This window comes from Natronorubrum daqingense, assembly GCF_001971705.1.
Lineage (GTDB): Archaea > Halobacteriota > Halobacteria > Halobacteriales > Natrialbaceae > Natronorubrum > Natronorubrum daqingense.
Map to the genome: position 1 here is coordinate 321,825 of NZ_CP019327.1, position 20,903 is coordinate 342,727.

Annotated in this window: 17 protein-coding genes; 9 read left to right on the plus strand and 8 right to left on the minus strand. The window is 63.7% G+C overall.

All coding sequences use genetic code 11. The annotated features are described in order from the left end of the window. Positions 1–157 precede the first annotated feature (157 nt). The 3 genes from BB347_RS01615 to BB347_RS01625 all read left to right on the plus strand — a co-directional run bounded on the left by BB347_RS01615 (position 158) and on the right by BB347_RS01625 (position 3,169). Complete coding sequence (locus BB347_RS01615; RefSeq protein WP_076579042.1) at positions 158–2,080, plus strand: molybdopterin biosynthesis protein; 1,923 nt, start codon at positions 158–160, stop codon at positions 2,078–2,080. A gap of 101 nt (positions 2,081–2,181) precedes the next feature. Beyond that, positions 2,182–2,835 carry a helix-turn-helix domain-containing protein gene (locus BB347_RS01620; RefSeq protein WP_076579040.1) on the plus strand — a complete coding sequence of 218 codons (654 nt, stop codon included), beginning with the start codon at positions 2,182–2,184 and terminating at the stop codon, positions 2,833–2,835. 70 nt (positions 2,836–2,905) lie between these two features. Further along, positions 2,906–3,169: a glutathione S-transferase N-terminal domain-containing protein gene (locus BB347_RS01625; protein WP_076579038.1), complete on the plus strand. Its 264-nt coding sequence runs from the start codon at positions 2,906–2,908 to the stop codon at positions 3,167–3,169. A gap of 115 nt (positions 3,170–3,284) precedes the next feature. Here BB347_RS01625 and BB347_RS01630 read toward each other — a convergent pair whose 3' ends face one another. The 4 genes from BB347_RS01630 to BB347_RS01645 form a co-directional block, all read right to left on the minus strand. Beyond that, a complete protein-coding gene (locus tag BB347_RS01630) occupies positions 3,285–3,488 on the minus strand; it encodes a hypothetical protein (RefSeq protein WP_076579036.1) in 204 nt (67 codons plus the stop codon). Between the two features lie 100 nt (positions 3,489–3,588). Then, positions 3,589–4,230 carry an HAD family hydrolase gene (locus BB347_RS01635; RefSeq protein ID WP_076579034.1) on the minus strand — a complete coding sequence of 214 codons (642 nt, stop codon included), beginning with the start codon at positions 4,228–4,230 and terminating at the stop codon, positions 3,589–3,591. Between the two features lie 89 nt (positions 4,231–4,319). Then, the gene (locus tag BB347_RS01640; RefSeq protein WP_076579032.1) at positions 4,320–4,736 is read right to left on the minus strand and encodes a hypothetical protein; all 417 of its coding nucleotides are present in this window, start codon (positions 4,734–4,736) and stop codon (positions 4,320–4,322) included. A gap of 107 nt (positions 4,737–4,843) precedes the next feature. Next, positions 4,844–6,817, minus strand: coding sequence for a 3-hydroxyacyl-CoA dehydrogenase/enoyl-CoA hydratase family protein (locus BB347_RS01645; protein ID WP_076579030.1), 1,974 nt, complete (start codon positions 6,815–6,817; stop codon positions 4,844–4,846). Between the two features lie 114 nt (positions 6,818–6,931). Here BB347_RS01645 and BB347_RS01650 point away from each other — a divergent pair, with 114 nt between their 5' ends. Both BB347_RS01650 and BB347_RS01655 read left to right on the plus strand, forming a co-directional pair. After that, positions 6,932–8,083 (plus strand): acyl-CoA dehydrogenase family protein, encoded by a 1,152-nt coding sequence (locus BB347_RS01650; RefSeq protein WP_076579027.1) that lies wholly within the window; start codon positions 6,932–6,934, stop codon positions 8,081–8,083. 477 nt (positions 8,084–8,560) lie between these two features. Then, the gene (locus BB347_RS01655; RefSeq protein ID WP_076579025.1) at positions 8,561–10,129 is read left to right on the plus strand and encodes an outer membrane protein assembly factor BamB family protein; all 1,569 of its coding nucleotides are present in this window, start codon (positions 8,561–8,563) and stop codon (positions 10,127–10,129) included. 74 nt (positions 10,130–10,203) lie between these two features. Here BB347_RS01655 and BB347_RS01660 read toward each other — a convergent pair whose 3' ends face one another. After that, positions 10,204–11,034: a hypothetical protein gene (locus tag BB347_RS01660; RefSeq protein WP_076579023.1), complete on the minus strand. Its 831-nt coding sequence runs from the start codon at positions 11,032–11,034 to the stop codon at positions 10,204–10,206. Between the two features lie 60 nt (positions 11,035–11,094). Between BB347_RS01660 and BB347_RS01665 the strand changes: the two genes are divergently transcribed. Further along, positions 11,095–11,844: a helix-turn-helix domain-containing protein gene (locus BB347_RS01665; RefSeq protein WP_076579021.1), complete on the plus strand. Its 750-nt coding sequence runs from the start codon at positions 11,095–11,097 to the stop codon at positions 11,842–11,844. Positions 11,845–11,896: 52 nt separating this feature from the next. After that, positions 11,897–14,479 (plus strand): heavy metal translocating P-type ATPase, encoded by a 2,583-nt coding sequence (locus tag BB347_RS01670; RefSeq protein ID WP_076579019.1) that lies wholly within the window; start codon positions 11,897–11,899, stop codon positions 14,477–14,479. Positions 14,480–14,498: 19 nt separating this feature from the next. On the opposite strand, the gene BB347_RS19170 is transcribed toward BB347_RS01670, so the two are convergent. After that, a complete protein-coding gene (locus BB347_RS19170) occupies positions 14,499–14,657 on the minus strand; it encodes a hypothetical protein (RefSeq protein WP_168170919.1) in 159 nt (52 codons plus the stop codon). Between the two features lie 96 nt (positions 14,658–14,753). Next, the gene (locus BB347_RS01675) at positions 14,754–15,278 is read right to left on the minus strand and encodes a metal-dependent hydrolase (protein WP_076579017.1); all 525 of its coding nucleotides are present in this window, start codon (positions 15,276–15,278) and stop codon (positions 14,754–14,756) included. 146 nt (positions 15,279–15,424) lie between these two features. Between BB347_RS01675 and BB347_RS01680 the strand changes: the two genes are divergently transcribed. Both BB347_RS01680 and BB347_RS01685 read left to right on the plus strand, forming a co-directional pair. Continuing rightward, complete coding sequence (locus BB347_RS01680; RefSeq protein ID WP_076579015.1) at positions 15,425–16,018, plus strand: DNA-3-methyladenine glycosylase family protein; 594 nt, start codon at positions 15,425–15,427, stop codon at positions 16,016–16,018. Positions 16,019–16,271: 253 nt separating this feature from the next. After that, the gene (locus BB347_RS01685) at positions 16,272–17,708 is read left to right on the plus strand and encodes a hypothetical protein (RefSeq protein WP_076579013.1); all 1,437 of its coding nucleotides are present in this window, start codon (positions 16,272–16,274) and stop codon (positions 17,706–17,708) included. Between the two features lie 43 nt (positions 17,709–17,751). Here BB347_RS01685 and BB347_RS01690 read toward each other — a convergent pair whose 3' ends face one another. Then, positions 17,752–20,856, minus strand: coding sequence for an efflux RND transporter permease subunit (locus BB347_RS01690; protein WP_076579011.1), 3,105 nt, complete (start codon positions 20,854–20,856; stop codon positions 17,752–17,754). Positions 20,857–20,903: the final 47 nt, after the last annotated feature.

Consider the following 20,903-nt stretch of genomic DNA (forward strand, 5'->3'; position numbering starts at 1 on the left):
GATTTGGTTCGGTCCCGCGGGTTCACCGCACACCAGTTGTGTCGACTCGGTCTGGCGGGTCGCTTCGTCCCAATCGTGTCGACTCGAGCGACCCGAATCGCATCGCGACGGATACGAGTCGGTCGACGTTTTTACGCGTGGCCCGTCAACGCCAGGTATGGAACGCAAGGAATTTCGAGATCTCGCGTCGCCGGCGGCCGCACGGGAGGCGATCGAGTCGCTCTCCCTCGAGGGCGGAATCGACCGCGTGCCACTCGAGGAGGCCAGCGGTCGCGTGCTCGTCGCGCGACTCGACGCCGAACTCGACGTGCCCGGATTCGACCGCGCGAGTCTGGACGGCTACGCGCTCGCGGCTCGAGAGACGTTCGGTGCCGACGAGGCGGACCCGGCCGAACTCGAGGTCGTCGGCGAGGTCCACGCCGGCGAAGAACCGACGATCGACCTCGAGGCGGGCGAGGCCGTCGAGATTTCGACCGGTGCGGTGATGCCCTCGGGGGCCGACGCGATGGTGCCAGTCGAGCGAACCGATATCGACACCGAGACGGAGACCGTCCGGATTCGAACGTCGGTCGCACCCGGCGACAACGTCATGTTCGCCGGGGCCGACGTCGCGGCGGGCGAACGCGCGCTCGGACCGGGAACGCGGATTACGCCCCGCGATATCGGCTTGCTCTCCGCGCTCGGCGTCGACGAGGTCCCCGTCCGTGCCCGCCCGACGGTCGGTATCGTCTCGACCGGCGACGAACTCGTGCGACCTGGAGGCGACCTCGAGAGCGCGCGCGGGGAGATCTACGACGTCAACAGCTACACGATCGCCGCGGGCGTCGAAGACGCCGGCGGCGAGGCGGTGCTCTACCCGCACGCGGGCGACGAGCAAGCGGAGATGGAGGAAATCCTCAGACGAGCCGCCGACGAGTGCGACCTCGTCCTCTCCTCCGGATCGACCAGCGCGAGCGCGGTCGACGTCATCTACCGAGTGATCGAAGAGCAAGGCGAACTCCTCCTCCACGGCGTCAGCGTCAAACCGGGGAAGCCGATGCTCGTCGGCCGACTCGGGGGCTCGGACGGGTCGGATGGGCCGAACGGCGAGGATCGCTCGTCAGCTAGCGACTCCGCGTACGTCGGGTTGCCCGGCTACCCCGTCTCTGCGATGATGGTCTTTCGAACGTTCGTCGCGCCGGCGATTCGCGCGGCCGCCGGCGTCCCCGAACCCGACTCGGCGACGGTGTCGGGCGTCATGGCTCGAGAGGAACGCTACGGCGAAGGGCGACTCCGGCTCATGCCCGTGGGGGTCGTCGAACGCGAGGACGAGTCGCCACTCGTCTACCCCGTCGACAAGGGAAGCGGCGCGACGACGAGTCTCGCCGAGGCCGACGGCGTCGTCGAAGTGAGCCCGGAAACGGACTACCTCGAGGACGGTGAATCCGTCGCGGTCACGCTGTTCTCGCCGGACGTTCGGCCACCCACGCTGCTCGGCGTCGGCGAGGACGACCCGACGCTGAATCGGCTGCTCGACGGACTCGAGAACCCTCGGTACCTCTCGATTGGTACGAGACCCGGCCTCCGGCGACTCCGCGACGGCGTCCCCGATGTCGCCGTGGTGTCCGGTCCGCTCGAGCGCGACGTGGACGCAGTCGAACTCGGCCGCTGGCGCCGCGAGTGGGGTCTCGTCGTTAGGCCCGGCAACCCCGACGAACTCGAGGGACTGGCGGACCTGCTCGAGACGGATCTGCGATTCGTCAACCGGACGACCGACTCCGGGCTTCGCTCGAGTCTCGAGGCCGAACTGGACGCAATTGCTGCCGATCGAGACGAGCGTGCGGAGGACCTTCGCGACGCCATCGACGGCTTCGACCTGGCGCTTCGCGCCCACGAGAGTCCCGCCCGGAAGGTAATCGCCGGCGACGCGGACGCTGGACTCGGCCTTCGCGAAACGGCCGACCGACTCGACCTCGCGTTCGTTCCCGTCGATTCGGAACCCGTTCGCGTCCTCGCGAACCCGGATCGAGTCGACACGGAGAGCGTGCGCGAACTCGAGGCTGCACTCGACTCCGACCCGGAGATCGATATCGCCCGCTGACCGTCCTCGATACGTCACCGTTCGGGAGTCGATATCAACGAGGGCGATAGTCACTCTTGTCAGAACAGTGATTTTTAGGCGTGTGTGGTGTACAAGTGGTGATGTCGACGATAGCCGAGTTCCGGCTCCCTGCAGCGGAGACGACGCTGGGGACAGCACTCGAACACGCATCCGAGGCCACGTTCGAACTCGAGTCCTCGGTATCCAAGACTAACCCTTCCCTGTGGGTCTCAGACGTCGACCGCGAGACCGTCGAACGGGCGTTCGAACTGGACGACTCAGTCGCGGCGTACGAACTGCTCGTCGAGACGGACTCCCGACTGCTCTTCGACGTGAGTTTCGAGAACGGAACGAAACGACTCCGCGACGAATTGCTCGCCGACGGCGGCTCCGTCCTCGAGATGTGGGGTACCAACGGTTGGTGGCAGGTTCGCGTGCGATTCCCCGACAGAGACACCCTCGTCGACGCCTACGATAGACTCGAGGAGACGGGCATCTCCGTCGACTTGCGACGAGTCAGCGACGTGAGCACGGTCTCCGGCACCGACACCAGACTGACCCCCCAACAACAGGAAGCGCTCGAGGCCGCACTCGAGCACGGCTACTTCGAAATCCCCCGCGGCATCTCGATGGAGGAACTTGCCGAGGAGTTAGGAATCTCACATCAGGCGCTCTCCGAACGGTTTCGTCGGGCGTACGAGACGCTGGTCGACGACGAACTTCAGCCGGCGCGCGAGCAATCGAACGTCAGGTGACCGCCGCGTTCACTCGAGTGGGAGCGTGCACGGGAAACTATTACAGTCGTCGTCGAGGTCGTTGTCGTCGATGCTCGAACTCTACCAGGCAGAGAGCTGTCCGCACAGCGGCGATGTTCGACAAACACTCACTGATATCGGCGTCTCGTACGTGATTCACAATCCGCGACGTCCAGGCAGTGAGGGTGGCGACGTGCTCAACGAACAGACGCACCAGATGATGACGAAACTGAGCAGCGAGGATTCGATTCCGTTCCTCGTCGACACCGATCGCGAGGAGACGCTCGCAGAGAGCGAGGCAATCGTGGACTACCTCGAGTCACACTACGCTTAATTGGACTATCCAACTGGGAACGGTTCGAACGGAACTCGATTCGTCCGAAGACGCACCACTCGGGAATGAGTGGTCCCGGAACGAATCGCACGATGACGGGCCGTCTCGGTCACGATCAGTCGCTCGAGCGGGCGGGAAGGAGATCCCGAACGAACACTTCCTCGGGGAGGTCGGGCAACTGTGGGGGAACGATGCCGTTACTCGAGTCGATGGTGTGGCCTGTCTCGACGTGATGGTCAATGGCGTCTTTCGAGCGAGTGGCCTTGGAAGGCTCGTCTGCGGGGGTGGTGTACCAGTCGCAGGTAAGGCAGTATTTCATCGTGTCTCTGGCTGTCACTCAGAGTGAAGCACTGAATCTTTTTTGGTGCTGGCTGAGCGCCGTCTCGAGCGCTGAACAGTCAATATTTCTTCACTCTCACTCAGAACAACTCGTCGAACGAATCGACGCGATAGTCGCCCCGAACACACAGCCCGCGTCGGTCGTGGCCGACCCGTTCGACGTGAATCGCATCGAGTCCGGCGTTCCAGGCTGCACCGACGTCGTTCGCCCCGTCGCCGGCGAGGACGCCGACGTGGCCGTTGTCACCGACGCCGAGGTCGTCCATCACGGACTGCACTGGTTCCGGATCCGGTTTCCAGCCAGTCTGCTCGGTACAGCACAGTCGGGCGTCGAACCAGTCGTGAATGTCGAGGTGATCGAGCACCGGCTCGCAGAGAAACTTCTGGCAGTGGGTGACCAGGCCGACCGGCACGTCGAGGTCGGTGACGAACGCGGCGTCTTCGTGGAGGTAGGTCTGTTCGGCCCGAACGAGCGGATCCTCCTCCTCGTGGAAGGCATCCCAGAACAGTGTAGGGTCGATCCCCCACTCCTCGAGTTGACGGTTTCTCGAGCCGGTGAGGCCGCTCCAGAGGATGTCCGCCTCCCGGTCGGTGAACTCGCGTCCGAGTTTCGTGCCGACCCGGTCGAATATCTCACGGGTGTAGGACCACTCGACGTCGATGAGCGTCCCGTCTAAATCGAGCAGCCAGAAGTCGTACTCGTCCTCGAGCGAAGCCGCCATTGGACGCAGAGATACGTCCCTCTCGAGTAAAGATGTATCGCCTGAGGACTCACTCACGCGGGCTGGGACTCGCGACGCGTTCGGCGGCCTCACTTGCTCGGAGAACGGTTCCCAGTGATCCACTGAAACGGGTCGTCGTAGTGTTCGCTCACGGCTAGCAGATAGATGACGACGGCCCCGTAGACGACGATCATCAGGAGTGGAAGCGAACCGACGGACATTCCGAGGAACAATCCGAGGGTGGCCGTTCCGCCGAAGTACGTGAGCGCGAGCAACCAGCCGATCGGATGCCCAGAGAGCAAACAGCCAACGACGAGAAGTGGAAGTATTACACCGGCAATTTCAGCTGTCGTAAGCGCCTCGCCCGCTGCAGCGGGATTGAGGTACGAGAAGACTCCCTCGAAGAAGAGAACTAACACGAGGACGTAGACGCCGGCCGGGAGCTGTCCGAAGTGGTCGACGAGTCGCTCTTGGATCCCGTCGGCGTCGTGCGGTGCTGTCGACATTACTGAAAAATACGAATACTGTCATAAAAGTGTTCCTCTGGGGTTCCTCGGGTTCTCTATCGCGAAAACCCACACGTCCGGCAACGCACTCGCTCTCGAGGCCAGCCTTACTTTCCTTCGAATTCCGGCTCACCGTCTCCCATGAAGGCCGTGATGCCCTCCATGAGGTCGTCGGTCGCCATCAGGTGGCCAAAGGCGGAGGCCTCGTACTCGAGGCCGGCTTCGGTGTCGTGGCGGCCGGTGAGCATCGCGCGTTTGGTGAACTTCTGGGCGACTGGCGGGCCACCGGCGAGATCGGTCGCGAGGTCGAGGGCTTCGTCCTCGAGTTCGTTATTGGCGACCACGTCGTTAACGAAGCCGTAGTCGGCCATCGTCTCGGCGTCGAAGCGCTCCGCGGTGAGGATGATCTCCTTCGCACGGCCCTCGCCGACGATGTGTTTGAGTCGCTGCGTGCCACCCCAACCGGGCAGCAAGCCGAGGTCGAGTTCCGGTTGGCCGAACTCCGAGCGCTCGCTCGCCACGCGGAGGTCGGCACACATCGAGAGTTCCATTCCGCCGCCGAGACAGAAGCCGTCGATACCGGCGACGATGGGCAGGTCACAGGCCTCGAGTTTGCCGAACGTCTGCTGTCCCAGTCGGGACAGTTCCTGGCCCTCGAGGGGGTCCGCGCCGCCCGCGGCCATACTCTGGACGTCAGCACCGGCGGAGAAGGCCTTCTCGCCCTCGCCCGTGATCAGAATCGAGCGAACCTCCTCGTCGTCCTCGAGCAAGTCGACGGCTGTGGCGAGTTCCTCGAGCAAGTCGTCGCTAATGGTGTTCATCCGGTGTGGTCGGTCGAGGACGATGTGACCGACCATGTCGCCGGGGTACTCGACGCGGATGGCGTCGAATTCGACGCCGTCGTCGTCCTCCGCAGCGTCGTAGAAGCCGCCTTCGGACGCTCGCTCCTCGAGGTAGTCAGCGGGCTCGTAGCGTTCGTGGCCCGTCTGCTCGTAGGCGTCTTCGAGCGTCTCGAGGGCGTTCTCGATGCCGAACTTGTCGACAATCTTGACGGGCCCGTCGGGGAAGCCAGCGCCGAGTTTCGTCGCCTCGTCGATCGATTCAGGCGGCGCGACGTCGTTGCCGATCAACTTCGCGACTTCGTTGGCCATCGACGCGGTCAGCCGGGACTCGACGAGATCCGACTGCTCGTCGGTTGGAATGTCGGCGCCGTCGCCGTCCTCGTAGTCGTAGAATCCTTTTCCGGTTTTCTTGCCGAGTTCCTCGTTTTCGACCTTTCGCTCGAGGAGCGGACACGGCTCGTAGGGCTCGCCGAGCACGTCGTGCATGTACTCGAGGACGTGGTAGCTGATGTCGTTGCCGACCTGGTCGCCGAGTTCGAAACTGCCCATCGGCAGACCCATGTCGTACTTCGTCGTCGAGTCGACTTCGGCGATGGTGGCCTCGTCGCTCTCGACGAGCCAGCAGGCTTCGTTCATCAGCGGGACGAGCACGCGGTTGACGATGAAGCCGGGGGAGTCCTTGTGGACGCGAACGGGCGACTTGCCGATGTCGTCGGCCAGTTCCTCGATCACGTCGAGCGTCTCGTCGTTCGACTGCGCTCCCGAAATTACTTCGACGAGTTGCATCCGCACCGGCGGGTTGAAAAAGTGCATTCCGCAGAATTGCTCGGGACGCTCGGTGAACTCCGAGAGGTCCGTAATCGAGAGACTCGAGGTGTTCGTCGCGAAGATGGCTCGGTCGGGGGCGACCGACTCGAGTTCGGTGTAAACCTCTTCTTTGATCTCCATTTTTTCGGGGACGGCCTCGATGACGACGTCCGCGTCGCCACAGGCGTCCGCCATATCGACGAGAGGCGTCACGCGCTCGAGGGCGGCCTCGGCCTCGTCCTCGGAGAGTTGGTCGTTTTCGGCGAGTTTGTCGAGCGACCACTCGATCTGGTCGTAGCCGTTCTGGACGAACTCCTCGTTGATGTCGCGCATGTTCACGTCGTAGCCAGCCATCGCGACGACCTCCGCGATGCCGTGGCCCATGTTGCCTGCACCGAGAACTGCGACGGTGTTGATATCTTCGAGCTCCATGGTCACACATGGAATCGGCACGTGTTTGAACGTTTCCCTCTCTCTGGAGGAAACTATAGTTCCGTTTATCACGGGTTACAAAGCTCTTTATCGCTGGGGTAGAAAGTCGGTGACATGGAATTCGGTCTCACCGAAGAGCAGGAACAGATTCGCGAGGAAGTCGCTCGATTCGCCGAAAACGAAGTCGTCCCCGAAGCGGAGACGTTCGACGAGGAAGAGACGTTCCCCCACGAAATCGTCGATCAGGCCGCGGAGATGGGCCTCGTCGGCTCCTCGATCCCGGTCGAGTACGGCGGCGCGGGCTACTCGGTCATCGACACCGCAATCATCGCCGAAGAGCTGTTCTCCTACGATCCCGGTATCGCGCTCTCGATTCTGGCGTGCTCGTTCGGGACCGAGGCCATCGAAGCGTTCGGTACCGAAGCCCAGAAGGAGCGATTCCTGGAGCCCGTTGCGATGGGCGAGAAGATCTCCGGCGCAGCGATTTCCGAACCCGACACGGGATCGGACGTCTCCTCGGTCTCGACGCAGGCCGAGAAGGACGGCGACGAGTGGGTCGTCAACGGCAACAAGATGTGGATCACGAACGGGACCGTCGGCGACTTCTTCGTCGTCCTCTGTAAGACCAACCCCGACGCCGAGGGCCGCTACAACGGCTTCAGCCAGATCGTCGTTGAATCCGACCGCGACGGATTCAGCGCCGACAAAATCACCGGCAAGATGGGGATCCGTGCCTCCGACACTGCCGAACTCATCTTCGACGACGTGCGCGTCCCCGAAGAGAACCTCATCGGAACCAAAGACGCCGCGTTCATGCAGCAGATGCAGTTCTTCGACGCCACTCGTGTCGGCGTCGCCGCACAGGGCGTCGGGATCGCGAAGGGTGCGACTCGAGAGGCACTCGAGTACGCACAGGATCGCGAACAGTTCGGTCAGCCGATCAGCGAGTTCCAGGCGATTCAGCACAAACTCGCCAATATGGCGACCGAAACCGAGGCCGCGCGTAACCTGACCTACAAGGCCGCCTGGCACGTCGACCAGGGCGAGGACGTCACCAAACTCGCCTCGATGGCCAAGGAGTACGCCTCTCGCGTTGCCGTCGACGCTGCCAACGAAGCCGTCCAGATCCACGGCGGCTCGGGCTACGTCAACGACTTCCCCGTCGAGCGCTTCTACCGCGACTCGAAGATCACCCAGATCTACGAGGGAACGTCCGAGATTCAGAAGAACGTTATCGCCCGCGAACTACTCGGAAAAGGGTTCTAAGCACCCACCCACTCGATCACCACTTCGTTTCACAGACCACTTCGTTTCACACGCTCGTTCGTTCGGCTTCCGCATTCGTTTTCTCGATACTCCTGCAGACGAGTCCGGTTCGTGTCGAATAGGCATCCGAGCACTGCTCTCGAAGCGAACTCCCGTCATAATTGCTAACTGTTTGGATAAGCGAAACAGTTGTCGATCCATGTGGGGCCTCGACACGGCCAGTATCGTCCGATCCCGCGTGTGCGCGCCCGATCCAGTAATCGGGTTCGATTTACGCGAGTCCCGTGTTCGATAACCAGTTTCGTACGTGAAACGGCGTTAGTCCGGAAATAGGTACACACGGTCCGTTGTAACCTGTTCGTATTCATGGCAGACCACAGCAGGCGCGAAATTTTGGCGTCTACAGGCGCAACGGCTGCGGCAATTGGATTATTCTCGACCACAGGGTCGGCAATAAACGATGACGACGAGTCACCGATGGACAGCCCCGACGGCTGGTCGTCACTCGGTGGCGGACAAGGAAACACGGGCTTTCTCGAGGACGAAACCGGTCCCGAGGATCCCGTTGCCCCGGCCTGGGAGTACAACCAAAGCGGCATGCTCGCCGTCGTCGACGACGTCGTGTACCTCGCCGGCGACGACGAGGTTCACGCGCTCGACGCCGAAACCGGCTCTCGAGAGTGGGAAGCCGACGTCGAGGGCGTCGAGGGGGCGCCGGCTGTCGCCTACGATTCCGTCTACCTCGGTGGTGAGCAGTTGACGGCCCTGGACGCTGCAGACGGTGACGTTCGCTGGGAACTCGACCTCGAGCCGGACGAGGTTATCGCGTCGCCTAACGTCGAAGCCGAACTCGTATTGGTCGTCGCCGACGGCGTCGTGTACGCCGTCGACGCACTGGAGGGCGAGGTTGGCTGGGAGTACGAACCGGAGGACGAACAACTCCACGAGCAGGCGGTTGCAATCGTCGAGGATATCTGTATCGCCGCGAGCGAAACGCAACTGTACGCACTCGACGTGCACAACGGCTCGGAGCTCTGGACGTACGAGTCGGACGACGATTCCCTCGACGGGCAGTTCGCCGGCCGACTCGCAGCGTATCCGATGGCGACCAAAGAGTACGTCGTCGCGATGCGAGCGAACGACGAACTGTCGATTCACGACCTGGAGGACGGCGAGGAAGCGGGCCGCGTTAGTAATTTCAGTAATCCGGAGGGGGCGATTACGGACGACCGAATTCTCAACACCACCGGAATGGACAGCTATCACGCCGCTGCACACGACCTGGAAACCGGTGAGTCGGAGTGGGAAGCCGAGGAATCCGGCCTCGGTGCGACACCACCGATCACCGACGGCGACCTCGTCTACTCCGGGCTCACGAGCGAGGACGAATTCAGCGACGGCGAAACGGGGGATCGCTTCTACGCGTTCGACATCGAGGATGGCTCAACTGCGTGGCAGATCGACACGGGTGCCAGCCTGTGGCCCCTCGCCGTCGTCGACGAAACGCTCTACGTCGGAACGCTCTCGAGCGACGGTTTGATCTTCGCCCTGCGGAGCAATTCGGAAACCGACGCCGACGAGGACGATATCGACGAGGAACCGGAGGACGACGGTGACTCCCCGGAAGAAGAGGAAGTCGAGGGCGATTCCGAGGACACCGACGAGTCGGACGAAGCTGACGACGAAGCGCCAGACGGGGACGCTGACGCGGATGGCGACTCCGACGACGATGGCGACGATGATACGGATGGCGATTCCGACGAGGATAGCGATGATGACGACGCTGCGGACGATGGCGACGACGATGATGCGGACGATGACGCAGAGGATGACGAGTCAGACGCTGATGACGATGACGCGGACGACGCGGATGATGACGTAGACGATGGTGCGGACGATGACGCGGACGACGCTGCAGATGACGACGCGGACGGCGACGATAGCGTTCCCGGCTTCACCACCGGTGCAGGCCTCCTCGGCGGTGCCCTCTCACTCGAGTGGCTCCGCCGTCGCGAAATGGAACCCGACGAGGAAGAGGAAGCGTAATCACTGCCTCGTAATCGGGTGAGTTCCCGGAACCAATCGATTATTTTTTGAGTGACTCGAGGCCGATCGACCCGTTAGCTATCGGAATCCGAGTCGGTATCAGTGCCATCTCGATCTGAATCGGTGTCCGTGCCCGGCGGGTCAGTGTCTGTGTCTGTGCCATCCCGGTCGGTGTCCGTGTCGGAACCTGGGGGGTCAGTATCCGTGTCGGTATCACCGTCGTCTCGGTCGAAGTCGGTGTCCATTCCGATCCCGTCGAAATCGGAGTCCGTGTCGCCGTCGTCCTGATCGGTATCAGTGTCTGTCCCGGGTAGATCAGTGTCTGTATCGGTGCCCGGCGGGTCAGAATCGGTATCGGTGCCAGGTTGATCAGTGTCAGTTCCCGCGTGATCTCGGTCGCGACCGGTATCGGTACCGGAATGCTTTGCATCGTTATCTGCGTCCGTTCCCCGGCCATCGAACTCAGTGTCTGTCTCGTGATCCGTGACTGAGACGTTCGACACTCGCCTCGAGGGGCCTGCGTCCTCGGATTGAGCGGGCTTCGACGGCGACTCGAGGTCACGGTGGTTTGCTGAGGGTTCGTCCGCCGAGAGGGGGTCTCGGTCGCGTTCGGCCGATGGTTTCGGTTCGGATTCAGCACTGTGTTTGGGTTCGAACTCGGGTTCGACGGGGGTGACGATAGGCGAGTCGGGATAGAACACGTACAGGACGAGCGGTGGCAGGACGTAACAGGCGATCGCGACTGCGGCAAACCACGCGTCGAGAAAGATGAGCAAGCCGAACATCGCCAGCGCAGCGGTTGCGGCCGTGTGGATGGTCGTGTCCGTATAGCGACGGTAGAACAGCCAGAAGTCACGGATTCGGTTCTGGACTGCCGGGATCGTGACGAGCGACGGCGAAACCATCGTGAGTACTACGCGGTCTATCGAGAAACCATTTGTCGCGTGAGCCCCTATTGAGACGCAATGAGAGAATTCGTCTTCGCCCTCGAGTACGAATCGGGGACGAACCCCGTCGCCGACGTGCTCGCCGACTACCAGGAGGCGTCGATTCGCTCGCTGTCCTGTCACGTCACCGCGGACAGCCTCTGGCGCGTCGACCACGCCGAAGGTTCAGCCGAGGCGCTCGCGGCACTCGAGGACGCCTACACGACGAGTGACTTCTTCGCGGACTGCCTCGTCAAGGACGACTGCGGTGCGGAGTGTGAAGTTCAGGTACTCGATCGCTCGAGCGACACGCTCGTGGTCTACACCTACTGGGACCGCACCGAGGTCTGTACGTCGGTTCCTCACGTCGCCCTCGAGCACCTCGGCGAGGGGCTCCTCTTCGAGACCTATCGCGAGGGGCGGCGCTACCGCTGGCGGATCGTCCTCGGCAGCGACGCGGCGATTCACGACTTCTTCGACGCGCTGGACGAAGAGGTAGACGAGTGCACCGGGATCGAAATGCTTCGCTTGACGGAACTCGATCCGGACCACGGCAGCGATCCGACGCCCGAAACCGACCTTCCTCGAGCCCAACGCGAGGCCCTTCGGGCGGCCGTCGAACGCGGCTATTACGAGACGCCCCGCCGCATCGAACTGGGCGAACTCGCCGAGGATCTCGAGGTACCGCGATCGACGCTCTCCTACCGGCTCAGAAGAGCAGAAGCGAGCCTCGCATCGGAGTTCGTCGCGACGGACGACTCGCACGAGGCGCTGCTCGGTCGGCCCTGAGTTGGCGTGCGCCAAATAAGCGGTAAGGTCGGCGACCGATTACTCTCCAGTAATGACGCAGTCGTCTCCCTCTACTCCCGACGTACCGCCCGATCGCACGCACACGCTCGAACTTCGGGTCCCCGAGATGGACTGTCCCTCCTGTGCCGGCAAGGTCGAGAACAGCGTCGAGCGACTCGAGGGCATCCTTGAGTTCGACGCGCGCGTGACGAGCGGCCGCCTCGTCGTCGAGTACGACCCGACGAAAACGAACGAAGCCGACGTTCGAACCCGGATTCGCGCGGCCGGCTACGAGATCGACGACGGTGGGGCCGAGCGGACGTTCTCGGTCCCCGGGATGGACTGTGCGTCGTGTGCCTCGAAGGTCGAGAACGCACTCGAGGCGACCGACGGCGTGCGAGAGATCGAGACGCGTCCGACCTCGGGTCGAGTGACCGTTTCGGTCGACGACGAAGTCCCAGTAGAGACCGTCACCGACGCAATCGAGCGCGCCGGCTACGACGCCTCGCCGATTTCCGACGAGGGCGGCCCGCTCGAGGAGCGCGAGGCGGTCTGGAAGAGTCGACGTGCCCTCGGGACCGGAATCGGTGGCGTGCTCGTGGCGGTCGGGATGGCTCTCGAGTTCGTTTTCCCTGCCCTCGATCCGGCGCTCACGACCGTCGCAGGGCGAACGTACGCGCTCTCTCACCTATTGTTCATCGCGGCGGTGGTGATCGCGGGGACGCCAATCCTGCGCAACGGCTACTACTCCGCGCGGAATCGGAGTCTCGACATCGACTTCCTGATGAGTCTCGGGATCCTCGCGAGCGTCGCGGCCCACCACCCATTCGAGGGGGCCATCCTCGCGGTGTTGTTCAGCGTCGCCGAGTTGTTAGAGCAGTTTTCGATGGACCGCGCTCGGGACTCGCTGCGGGAGTTGATGGACCTCTCGCCGGAGACGGCGACCGTCAAGCGAGAGGACGGCTCCGAAGCGACGATTCCGGCGGACGACCTCGCGGTCGGCGACACGGTCGTCGTCCGACCGGGTGAGAAGATTCCCGCCGACGGGACCGTTCGCGAGGGCCAGAGCGCGATCGATCAGTCGCCCGTCACCGGCGAGAGCGTTCCCGCGGACAAGTCCACCGGCGACGAGGTCTACGCCGGCACGATTCCCGAATCGGGCTACCTCGAGGTCGACGTCGAGAGCGAGGCCGGCGAGTCGACGATCGCTCGAATCGTTCGAATGGTCGAGGACGCCGAGCGCGAGAAGACCGACCGCGAGCAGTTCATCGACCGGTTCGCCAGCGTCTACACGCCGATTGTGGTCGTCCTCGCGGCTGCAGCCGCGTTCGTGCCGCCCCTCGTCTTCGGCGCGTCCTGGAGCTACTGGTTCGTCGTCGGCCTGACGCTGCTCGTGATCTCCTGTCCCTGCGCGCTCGTCATCTCGACGCCCGTCAGCGTCGTCTCGGGGATCACCAGCGCCGCGCGAAACGGCGTCCTCATCAAGGGCGGCAAGTACCTCGAGTCGGTCGGCGAGAGCGACGTGCTCGCGGTCGACAAGACGGGGACCCTCACCGAGGGCGACCTGACGGTGACCGACGTCATTCCACTCGAGGGTGCCGACGAGCGCGACGTCCTCCGGCGGGCGGCCGCCGCCGAAGCGCGCAGCGAACACCCGATCGGGCGGGCGATCGTCGGCTACGCCGAGGAGGAGGGGGTCGAGGCGGATAGTGATCCCGACGTCTCCGACTTCGAGGCGCTGACCGGCAAGGGTGTTCGGGCCGACATTGACGGCGAGACGCACTACGTCGGCAAACCGAACCTGTTCGACGGGCTCGCGGATCTGGAACACGTCCACGCGACCACCGACGGCGGCGTCGCGCTCGCGGAAATGGGCTACGAGACGACGCCCCAGCCCCTGTGTGACCGCGAGGGCTGCCTTGACGTGCTCGCGGAGGTCGTCCCCGACCTCGAGTCTCAGGGGAAGACGGTCGTGATCGTCGGCACCGAAGCGCGGCCGATCGGCGTCATCGGCGTAGCCGACCGCGTGCGGCCCGAAGCGAAGTGGGCCGTCTCTCGGTTGCAGGACCAGGGCGTTCGCGTCGTGATGTTGACCGGCGACAACGAGGGCACGGCCCGAGCGATCGCGACCGAAGTCGGGATCGACGAGTATCACGCCGAGTTGCTCCCCGAGGAGAAACTCGAGTGGATCCGCCGATTGGACGGCGAATCGCGTCCGGACGAGGACGGCCGAGAAGACGACACTCGTCCCGGACACGTCGCGATGGTCGGCGACGGCATCAACGACGCGCCCGCGCTCGCGACCGCGGACGTCGGCATCGCGATGGGCGCGGCGGGGACGGATACGGCCCTCGAGACGGCGGACGTGGCGTTACTGGGTGACGACCTCACGAAACTGCCCTACCTCTACGAACTGTCGGGGACGGCAAACGGGGTCATCCGGCAGAATATCTGGGCCAGTTTGGCCGTCAAAGCCGTGCTGGCGGCGGGGGCACCCGTCGGAATCGTCACCGTCATCCACGCGGTCGTCATCGGCGATATGGGGATGAGCCTCGGCGTGACGGGCAACGCGATGCGACTGGCGAACGTCGAACCCGAGACTCCTGGGACGCTCGAGGAGTCTGTCGAGAAATAGCGAGTGCGCTTCGTTCGGGTTACTCGCTGCTCGGTTCGGTCTGGGAGTGGATCCACTCGCGCGTTCGTTCGGAAAACGTGCCGATGCCGAGTCCTGCGATGAACGTTAGCAGGCTGGGAACGAGAACCCAGACGAGATTGGGGTGTTCGTGTCCGGCGTGAAGTACGAGTTCTTGCATACGCGAGCACATTCGCGCATGAGTCACCTCAATCTATCGCTGCGACAGGACTTCAGAAAGGCAAATTATTGACACCTCTCTCGCTCGGCGAGGCTTTCAATCGCGGCGAAGCGCACCGAGTCCGGGACGCCCGTCGACCCACCAAAGAGCCACGCCTGCAACCAGAATCACGGCCTCGAGCCAGAGCGTCGTCACCTCGGCCTTGAGTCCGGGGATGGTCCCTAACGGCTTGACGCCGGTGTAGGGTGGCATCGGCGTGAGCGGCCAGAAGAGAAAGCCGAGTTCGTGGAAATCCCCCGACAGCACGTGCCAGGGAACGTCCGTCGCGATGTGCGAGAGGTAGCCGATTGCGAAGGCAACGCCGAGGTCGCGACGCTCTCGTCGAATCGCCAGCACCCAGACGAGGAGGAGCAGCGGAACGACGAACACCAGCGAGTGACCGACGGTCCGCCCGACGGGTGCGATGTCTGCGGCCGCGAGTGGCTTGTCGATGAAATCCGCGAGGCCGGCCGCGAAGACGGCGACGAGGACCGGCACGTCGTTCGGAGGCCCCCCGTCTCGATACCGAACGAACTCCCGATAGCAGATGTAGCCGACGACGAGGTGAACGATCGGTTGCATCCTTCTCGGTCTCTGTTGTGTGCGAAGTAAATTCAGCGTTGTCCCGACCTCGATTCGTGTTGTCATCTGATCGGTTCCGTGTCGTCCCGAGTCCTCACCCACCGAGACGCCTATGAATCTTCGACGCCATCGTTTTTGCAACGAGAATGTTAGCGGAGGCCGAACCCGTGCTCCGAGGGGACCCCGTGATGGCGTCACTCGTCGAGAAGCACGACCCCTACGTCGAGCCGAACTGGACCGAATACGAGCGACTGTGCATCTCGATCATCAACCAGCAGCTTTCGACCGCGAGCGCTGCGGCGGTCCGGGGGCGCGTCTTCGACGTGCTCTCGGACGATGTCACACCCGAATCCGTGCTCGAGGCCGACGACGAGGCCCTTCGGGACGCCGGACTTTCGCGAAGCAAGGTCGAATACATCCGAAACGCCGCGCGAGCGTTTCGAGAACGCGACTACTCGAGGTCGGGGTTGGCCGACCACACGAACGAGGAGGTCGTCGACGCGCTCACCGAAATCAAAGGCGTCGGCGAGTGGACGGCGCGTATGTACCTCCTGTTCGTCCTCGAGCGCCCGGACGTGCTTCCGCTGGGCGACCTCGCCGTTCGCCGCGGAATCGAGCAGTTGTACGCCAACGGCGAGGAAGAACTGACTCGAGGTGAGATGCGCGAGATCGCCGAGGCGTGGCGCCCCTATCGAAGCGTCGCGACCCGCTACATCTGGGCGGAGTACGAGTCCGAGTAACTGCCAGCTCTGCTGCAATCGGCGTTCGTTCGCCGTTTAACGGGGCAACGGGAGTCGAGCGTCAGCCTCGAGGATCGGAGTAACGCAGGACTTCCGTCAGTCGTCGTCGACTCGCGCACACTGTTTGGACTGGCCAATCATCGATTACGCGCGCGAGTATGCAAGCCGGTCGTCCGGATGCGAGAAATCTCATACTGCGTTGTCGAGACGGCCACACCGACTCAAGTGTTCGCTGGCCGGGGTCGGAATCGAGATGGCAAACGAGAGACCAACCGACGACGGGGACGGGCAACGGCGAATGACGACCGACCCCGAACGAATTCGCGAGTGGGCCGAATCGCGCGAGGCGGTTCCCGTTTCGACTCACGGCGGCGAGGGGCACGGCCACTCCTTCGCACGGCAGGGTGCGATCGAGGAGGACCACGAAGAGCACACCTGGGACGACTTCATGGAGACGTTCCGAGACGAGGACCTCGTGTTCGTCTATCACGACGAACCGGCCGCCGGGGACGAACTCGGCCACTTCGAACTGGTCGAGCGCGAAATGGCGTTCGATCGGGCCTCGATCGGTCGCAGCGAACTCGAGGATCAGCTTCGACAGGGCGAGACGGTGACGACCGAAATCGTCGAGACGCAGGTCGTCGAGACCGAAGTCGTCGAGCGCGACACGATCGAGAGTTCGGTCGTCGACACCGAACTCACGGAACGACGCGTCGTCGACAGCGAACTGTTGAACCGAGACATCGTGAACACAGAGTTCGTGAGCGCCGACGTCATCGAGGTGACCACCGACGAATCCCGACTCGAGACCATCGAGGAAATCGAACGCTACATCGTCGAGAGCCGAGTGGTCGACGTCGACATCGAACAACACGACGAGGTCGAGCGCGACGAGATCCAGACCGACGTCGAACTCGAGAGCGTTCAGCGCTCGATCCTCGAGAGCGACGTGGTTCGCTCCGACGTCGCCGCCGACGAGGTCGTCGATCGAGAGGTCATCGAGAGCAAGCGCGGCGAAGGCGACACCGTCCAGAGCGAACTGCTCGAACGCCGAACCGTCGAGGATCAGATCGACGAGCGCTCGATGATGCGCTTTACGCTCGAGGAGACCGAGTTGCTCGAGTCCGAGGTGATCGGCAGCGACCTGCTCGAGGGGGAGATCATCGACGTCGAGGAGTACGAGTCGATGGAGGCGATAGACGCTCCGGCGACTGGCGGCGTGGCTGGCGGCGAGTCGCTAGCTGGCGGTGATCCGATGAATGCGGACGAGACGATGGCCGGAGACGAACCGATGGCGGACGACGACGCGACGGCCGACGCGGGTTCCGAGCAACTCGGCGAAGACGAAGCGATGGCCGAGGTCCCCGCCGAAACGGGAGCCGACGCGGAGCGGGCTGACGAAGCGGGCCCACCCGGAACGGAAGCAACGGGAGCCGCCGGGCCGACCGAACTCTCGGCGGACGAACAGGGGAAGGCAGTCGTCGACGAGACGGGCGAGCAGGTCGGGATCGTGACGGAAATCGACGCACAGACGGCCTACATCGACCCCGAACCCGGACTGACGGATCGACTCAAGGCCCGACTCAACTGGGGTGGCCACGGCGACGACGAATATCCGGTCGACGCCTCGGAAATCACCGAGATCACCGACGAAGAAGTGATCCTCGAGAGCAGACGCGACGCCGAGTAGGACTCGGGTGAGACGACACCCCAATTCGGCGACAGCCCTCGAGCTACCGGCCATTCTGGCTACGCTGGCCATTCTGGGCGTCGTCGTTCTCTCCGCCATCAGCGACGTAGCGCGCCCAGAGGAGCAACAGCGTCGGCAGGACGAGGATGCTCGAAAGAAATGCGTACGCGATCGTCAGCGCCGTCACGAAGCCGAACTGGCGAACGGCGGGGAGGAACGCGAGCGCGAGCGTGGTGAAGCCGAGCGTTGTCGTCGCGACGCTTCCGAACAGCGCGCCACCCGTGCCGGCCATCGTTCGCGAGAGCGCGTCGGCGTCGTCCTCCCCTCTCCGACGCTCGAGGACGAAGCGCGAACTCACGTGGATGTTGTAGGCGACGCCGAGTCCGATCGTGAGGCTCGTGACGGTGCCCGTCAGGACGTTGAACGGGATTCCCAGCAGCGACATCGTGCCGACGATCCAGCAGACAGCGAGGGCGACCGGGAGCACCGTCACGATGCCGAGGGAGGCACTGTGGCCGGTGAGGTAGTAGGCGGCCGTCAGAAACCCGAAAACAGCGACGAGGGTGACCACCAGGCTCTCGAAGATTCCGTCCAACAGACTCTCCTCGACGGTGTGCTCGACGATCTGCGGGCCGGTCGCGCTCGCGTTCCAGCGCTCGTCCGCGCCACCGTCGTCGACCGTCGCCGCAGCCGATTGCACGTCGCTCGTCACCGTTTCGGCCGGCGCGTCTCCGCGAACAGAGACGAGCAGGCGAACCGACTCGTACTCGCCGTCGCTCGTGCGGTGGATCACTTCGCTCGCAGCCTCGGGATCGCTTTCGAATAGCTGGTCGTACAGCCCTTCGAGGTTCTGGTTTGGAACCCCGTCACCCGTCCGATCGGCGAGGTGGAACGACGCGTTGAACGACTCGTCGTCGGCGGCGACGGACTCCATCACCGTCAGCGGATCCTGGTCGTCCGCGCCGGCCGAGTGCGCCGCGTCGGTCGACTCGCTCTCGCTCACCTGCGTCCGTGCCGAATCGACTCGCTCGAGCGTGTCGCCGTCCGTCACGTCGCCCGCGACGACGATTTGGGCCTGTGCGTCCCGGTACTCGAAGCCGTCCTCGAGTGCTTCGTAACCGGCCGTCGCCTGATAGTCTCGGTCGGTCGGCGAAACGTGTTCGGTCCACGACGGATTCTCGGCGAGAAGGTCGTCCTCCTCGAAGTTAGTGTCGACCGAACTCGCCGCGTAGAGGCCGCCCGCGGTCACCGCGAGGACGAGGACGAGGACGACGAGCGGCGCGACGCGAGCCGCGTTCGCGCCGACCGACAACCCGCTGCGAACGGGGCCGTCTTCGATTCCGAGAGCGGGTCGCCGTCGCTCGAGGCCGCGTCGCTCGAGGGACTCGTCGAGTTCGATCTTGACCGCCGGCATCAGGCCGCCGAAGACGAGCAGTGCCGCGACGATGCCGACCGTGCTCACGAGGCCGAACTCGCGAAGCGGTGCGATCGGGCTCACGAGATTCGACAGAAAGCCGATCGCCGTCGTCGCGGTGACCCAGAGGAGGGCGACGCCGACACCGGTAAGCGCGAGCGCCATCGCCGGTCGAACGGCCGTGGCCGCCGTCTCGCGTGACTCGCGATGGCGCATGAAGACGTGGATTGCGTAGTCGATCGAGAGCCCGATCAAGAGGACGGGAATCGCCACGAAGAGTTGATTGAACGCGATCCCGGCCCAGCCCATGAATCCGAGCGTCCAGACGAGCACCGTTCCGATGCCGGCGACGCCGAGTGCGACCTCGATCGGATCGCGGTAGGCGACGGCCAGCGAGACGAGGACGACGCCGAGTGCGAGCGGGCCGACGAAAATCAGGCTGTCGACGATCGCCCGGTCGATCTCGTCCGAGACGATTCCGGGGCCAAAGACGACGTATTCACCGCCGCTCGCGTCGCCGTGATCCGCTGCCAGTTGCTGTACGGCGAGTTCGCTCTCGACGAGTCGGTCGCCGGTCGAATCCGTATTCGTATCCGCGTTCACGTCCCCGTTCACCTCTCCGTCCACTCCCGCCTGTGCGTGCCTGAGAACGGTCAGTCGCTTCTCTGCCTGTGTGTCTCCAACCTCGTACGACGAGGGGAGCAACGTCGTCGCGAACTCGTCGACGGCCGCCGACTCTTCGTCGACGAGTTCCTCGAGGTGGCGTTCGTAGGCCGACTCGTCTATCGACTCGAGCGCCGCGATCTGTTCTTCGAGCGGAGGCTGGTCGAGAGATTCGAGGTCGTCTCGTCGCTCCTCGAGTTCCCGCTGTTCCGCCCACAACTCGTCGTACTCGTCGCCGAGCACGCCGACCGTGCCGTCGGTGTACGCCGTCTCGAGGTCGACCTCGAATCGATCCATTCGTTCGTCGTACGCCTCCGTCTCGATCTCGCCGTCCGCGTACGCCCGCTCGGTGGCGTTGATCTCCGATTGGACGGCTCGAACGCTCCCCGTCGCCCGATCGAACGACTGCGTCTGGTCGTCCTCGAGGTCGGCCGTCGTCTCCTCGCGAACCGACTCGAGTTCGGCGTCGAGTTCGTCCGCGCGGGTCTGATACGTGCTCGAGTCGATCTCGTCGTTCTCGTAAGAGGCGTTTAGCTCCGCGTAGTCGGCTTCGAGATCACGAACCGTCTCGAGGGCCCGTCGCAGATCGGTTTCGGTTTCGTCGAGTTGATCCGCACGTTCCTCGAGGTCGTCTCTGCGCTCGACGAGCGCGTCGACGTCGTCCTCGCGGAGTATGCTCGTCGCGACGACGTTTTCGACGCCGATCGTCGGCGAGTCTGCTGCCAGCGTCTCGTTGACGGTCTCGTTTTCGTGCAGTGCCCGTTGGAACTCGAGCGACTCGAGCAGCGACTCCTTCGCGAGCGCGTCGTCCTCGCTGACGATCACCGCAGTAACCGTCGTGTTCGCGTCCTCTTGGGCCGCGAAGTTCTCGGTCGCGTACTCGAGCGTCTTCGTTTCGTCCGTCTCGCTCTCGAATTGCTCGAGCGAGCTATCGTACTCGAGAAACGCGATTCCGACGCCGAAGACGGCCGTGAGGAGAAGAATCGACGCGATCACGACCGTCGTGTGCGTCGTAATCGCGTCGACGAGCCGGCTGAACCGCGTCGGCTCGTCCCGTCTCCCCCCGTTCATCAGTCGTGACAACTGTTCGGAACGCGTATACTTCTTTCAGTTTCTTG

Excerpts from the sequence above, each read along its gene's own strand:
- BB347_RS01660 (WP_076579023.1), bottom strand. The coding sequence starts at position 11,034 with ATGGTTTCGCCGTCGCTCGTCACGATCCCGGCAGTCCAGAACCGAATC.
- BB347_RS01650 (WP_076579027.1), top strand. The coding sequence starts at position 6,932 with ATGGAATTCGGTCTCACCGAAGAGCAGGAACAGATTCGCGAGGAAGTC.
- BB347_RS01675 (WP_076579017.1), bottom strand. The coding sequence starts at position 15,278 with ATGCAACCGATCGTTCACCTCGTCGTCGGCTACATCTGCTATCGGGAG.
- BB347_RS01655 (WP_076579025.1), top strand. The coding sequence starts at position 8,561 with ATGGACAGCCCCGACGGCTGGTCGTCACTCGGTGGCGGACAAGGAAAC.
- BB347_RS01625 (WP_076579038.1), top strand. The coding sequence starts at position 2,906 with ATGCTCGAACTCTACCAGGCAGAGAGCTGTCCGCACAGCGGCGATGTT.
- BB347_RS01645 (WP_076579030.1), bottom strand. The coding sequence starts at position 6,817 with ATGGAGCTCGAAGATATCAACACCGTCGCAGTTCTCGGTGCAGGCAAC.
- BB347_RS01640 (WP_076579032.1), bottom strand. The coding sequence starts at position 4,736 with ATGTCGACAGCACCGCACGACGCCGACGGGATCCAAGAGCGACTCGTC.
- BB347_RS01615 (WP_076579042.1), top strand. The coding sequence starts at position 158 with ATGGAACGCAAGGAATTTCGAGATCTCGCGTCGCCGGCGGCCGCACGG.
- BB347_RS01670 (WP_076579019.1), top strand. The coding sequence starts at position 11,897 with ATGACGCAGTCGTCTCCCTCTACTCCCGACGTACCGCCCGATCGCACG.
- BB347_RS01620 (WP_076579040.1), top strand. The coding sequence starts at position 2,182 with ATGTCGACGATAGCCGAGTTCCGGCTCCCTGCAGCGGAGACGACGCTG.
- BB347_RS01685 (WP_076579013.1), top strand. The coding sequence starts at position 16,272 with ATGGCAAACGAGAGACCAACCGACGACGGGGACGGGCAACGGCGAATG.
- BB347_RS01690 (WP_076579011.1), bottom strand. The coding sequence starts at position 20,856 with ATGAACGGGGGGAGACGGGACGAGCCGACGCGGTTCAGCCGGCTCGTC.
- BB347_RS01630 (WP_076579036.1), bottom strand. The coding sequence starts at position 3,488 with ATGAAATACTGCCTTACCTGCGACTGGTACACCACCCCCGCAGACGAG.
- BB347_RS01635 (WP_076579034.1), bottom strand. The coding sequence starts at position 4,230 with ATGGCGGCTTCGCTCGAGGACGAGTACGACTTCTGGCTGCTCGATTTA.
- BB347_RS19170 (WP_168170919.1), bottom strand. The coding sequence starts at position 14,657 with ATGCAAGAACTCGTACTTCACGCCGGACACGAACACCCCAATCTCGTC.
- BB347_RS01680 (WP_076579015.1), top strand. The coding sequence starts at position 15,425 with ATGTTAGCGGAGGCCGAACCCGTGCTCCGAGGGGACCCCGTGATGGCG.
- BB347_RS01665 (WP_076579021.1), top strand. The coding sequence starts at position 11,095 with ATGAGAGAATTCGTCTTCGCCCTCGAGTACGAATCGGGGACGAACCCC.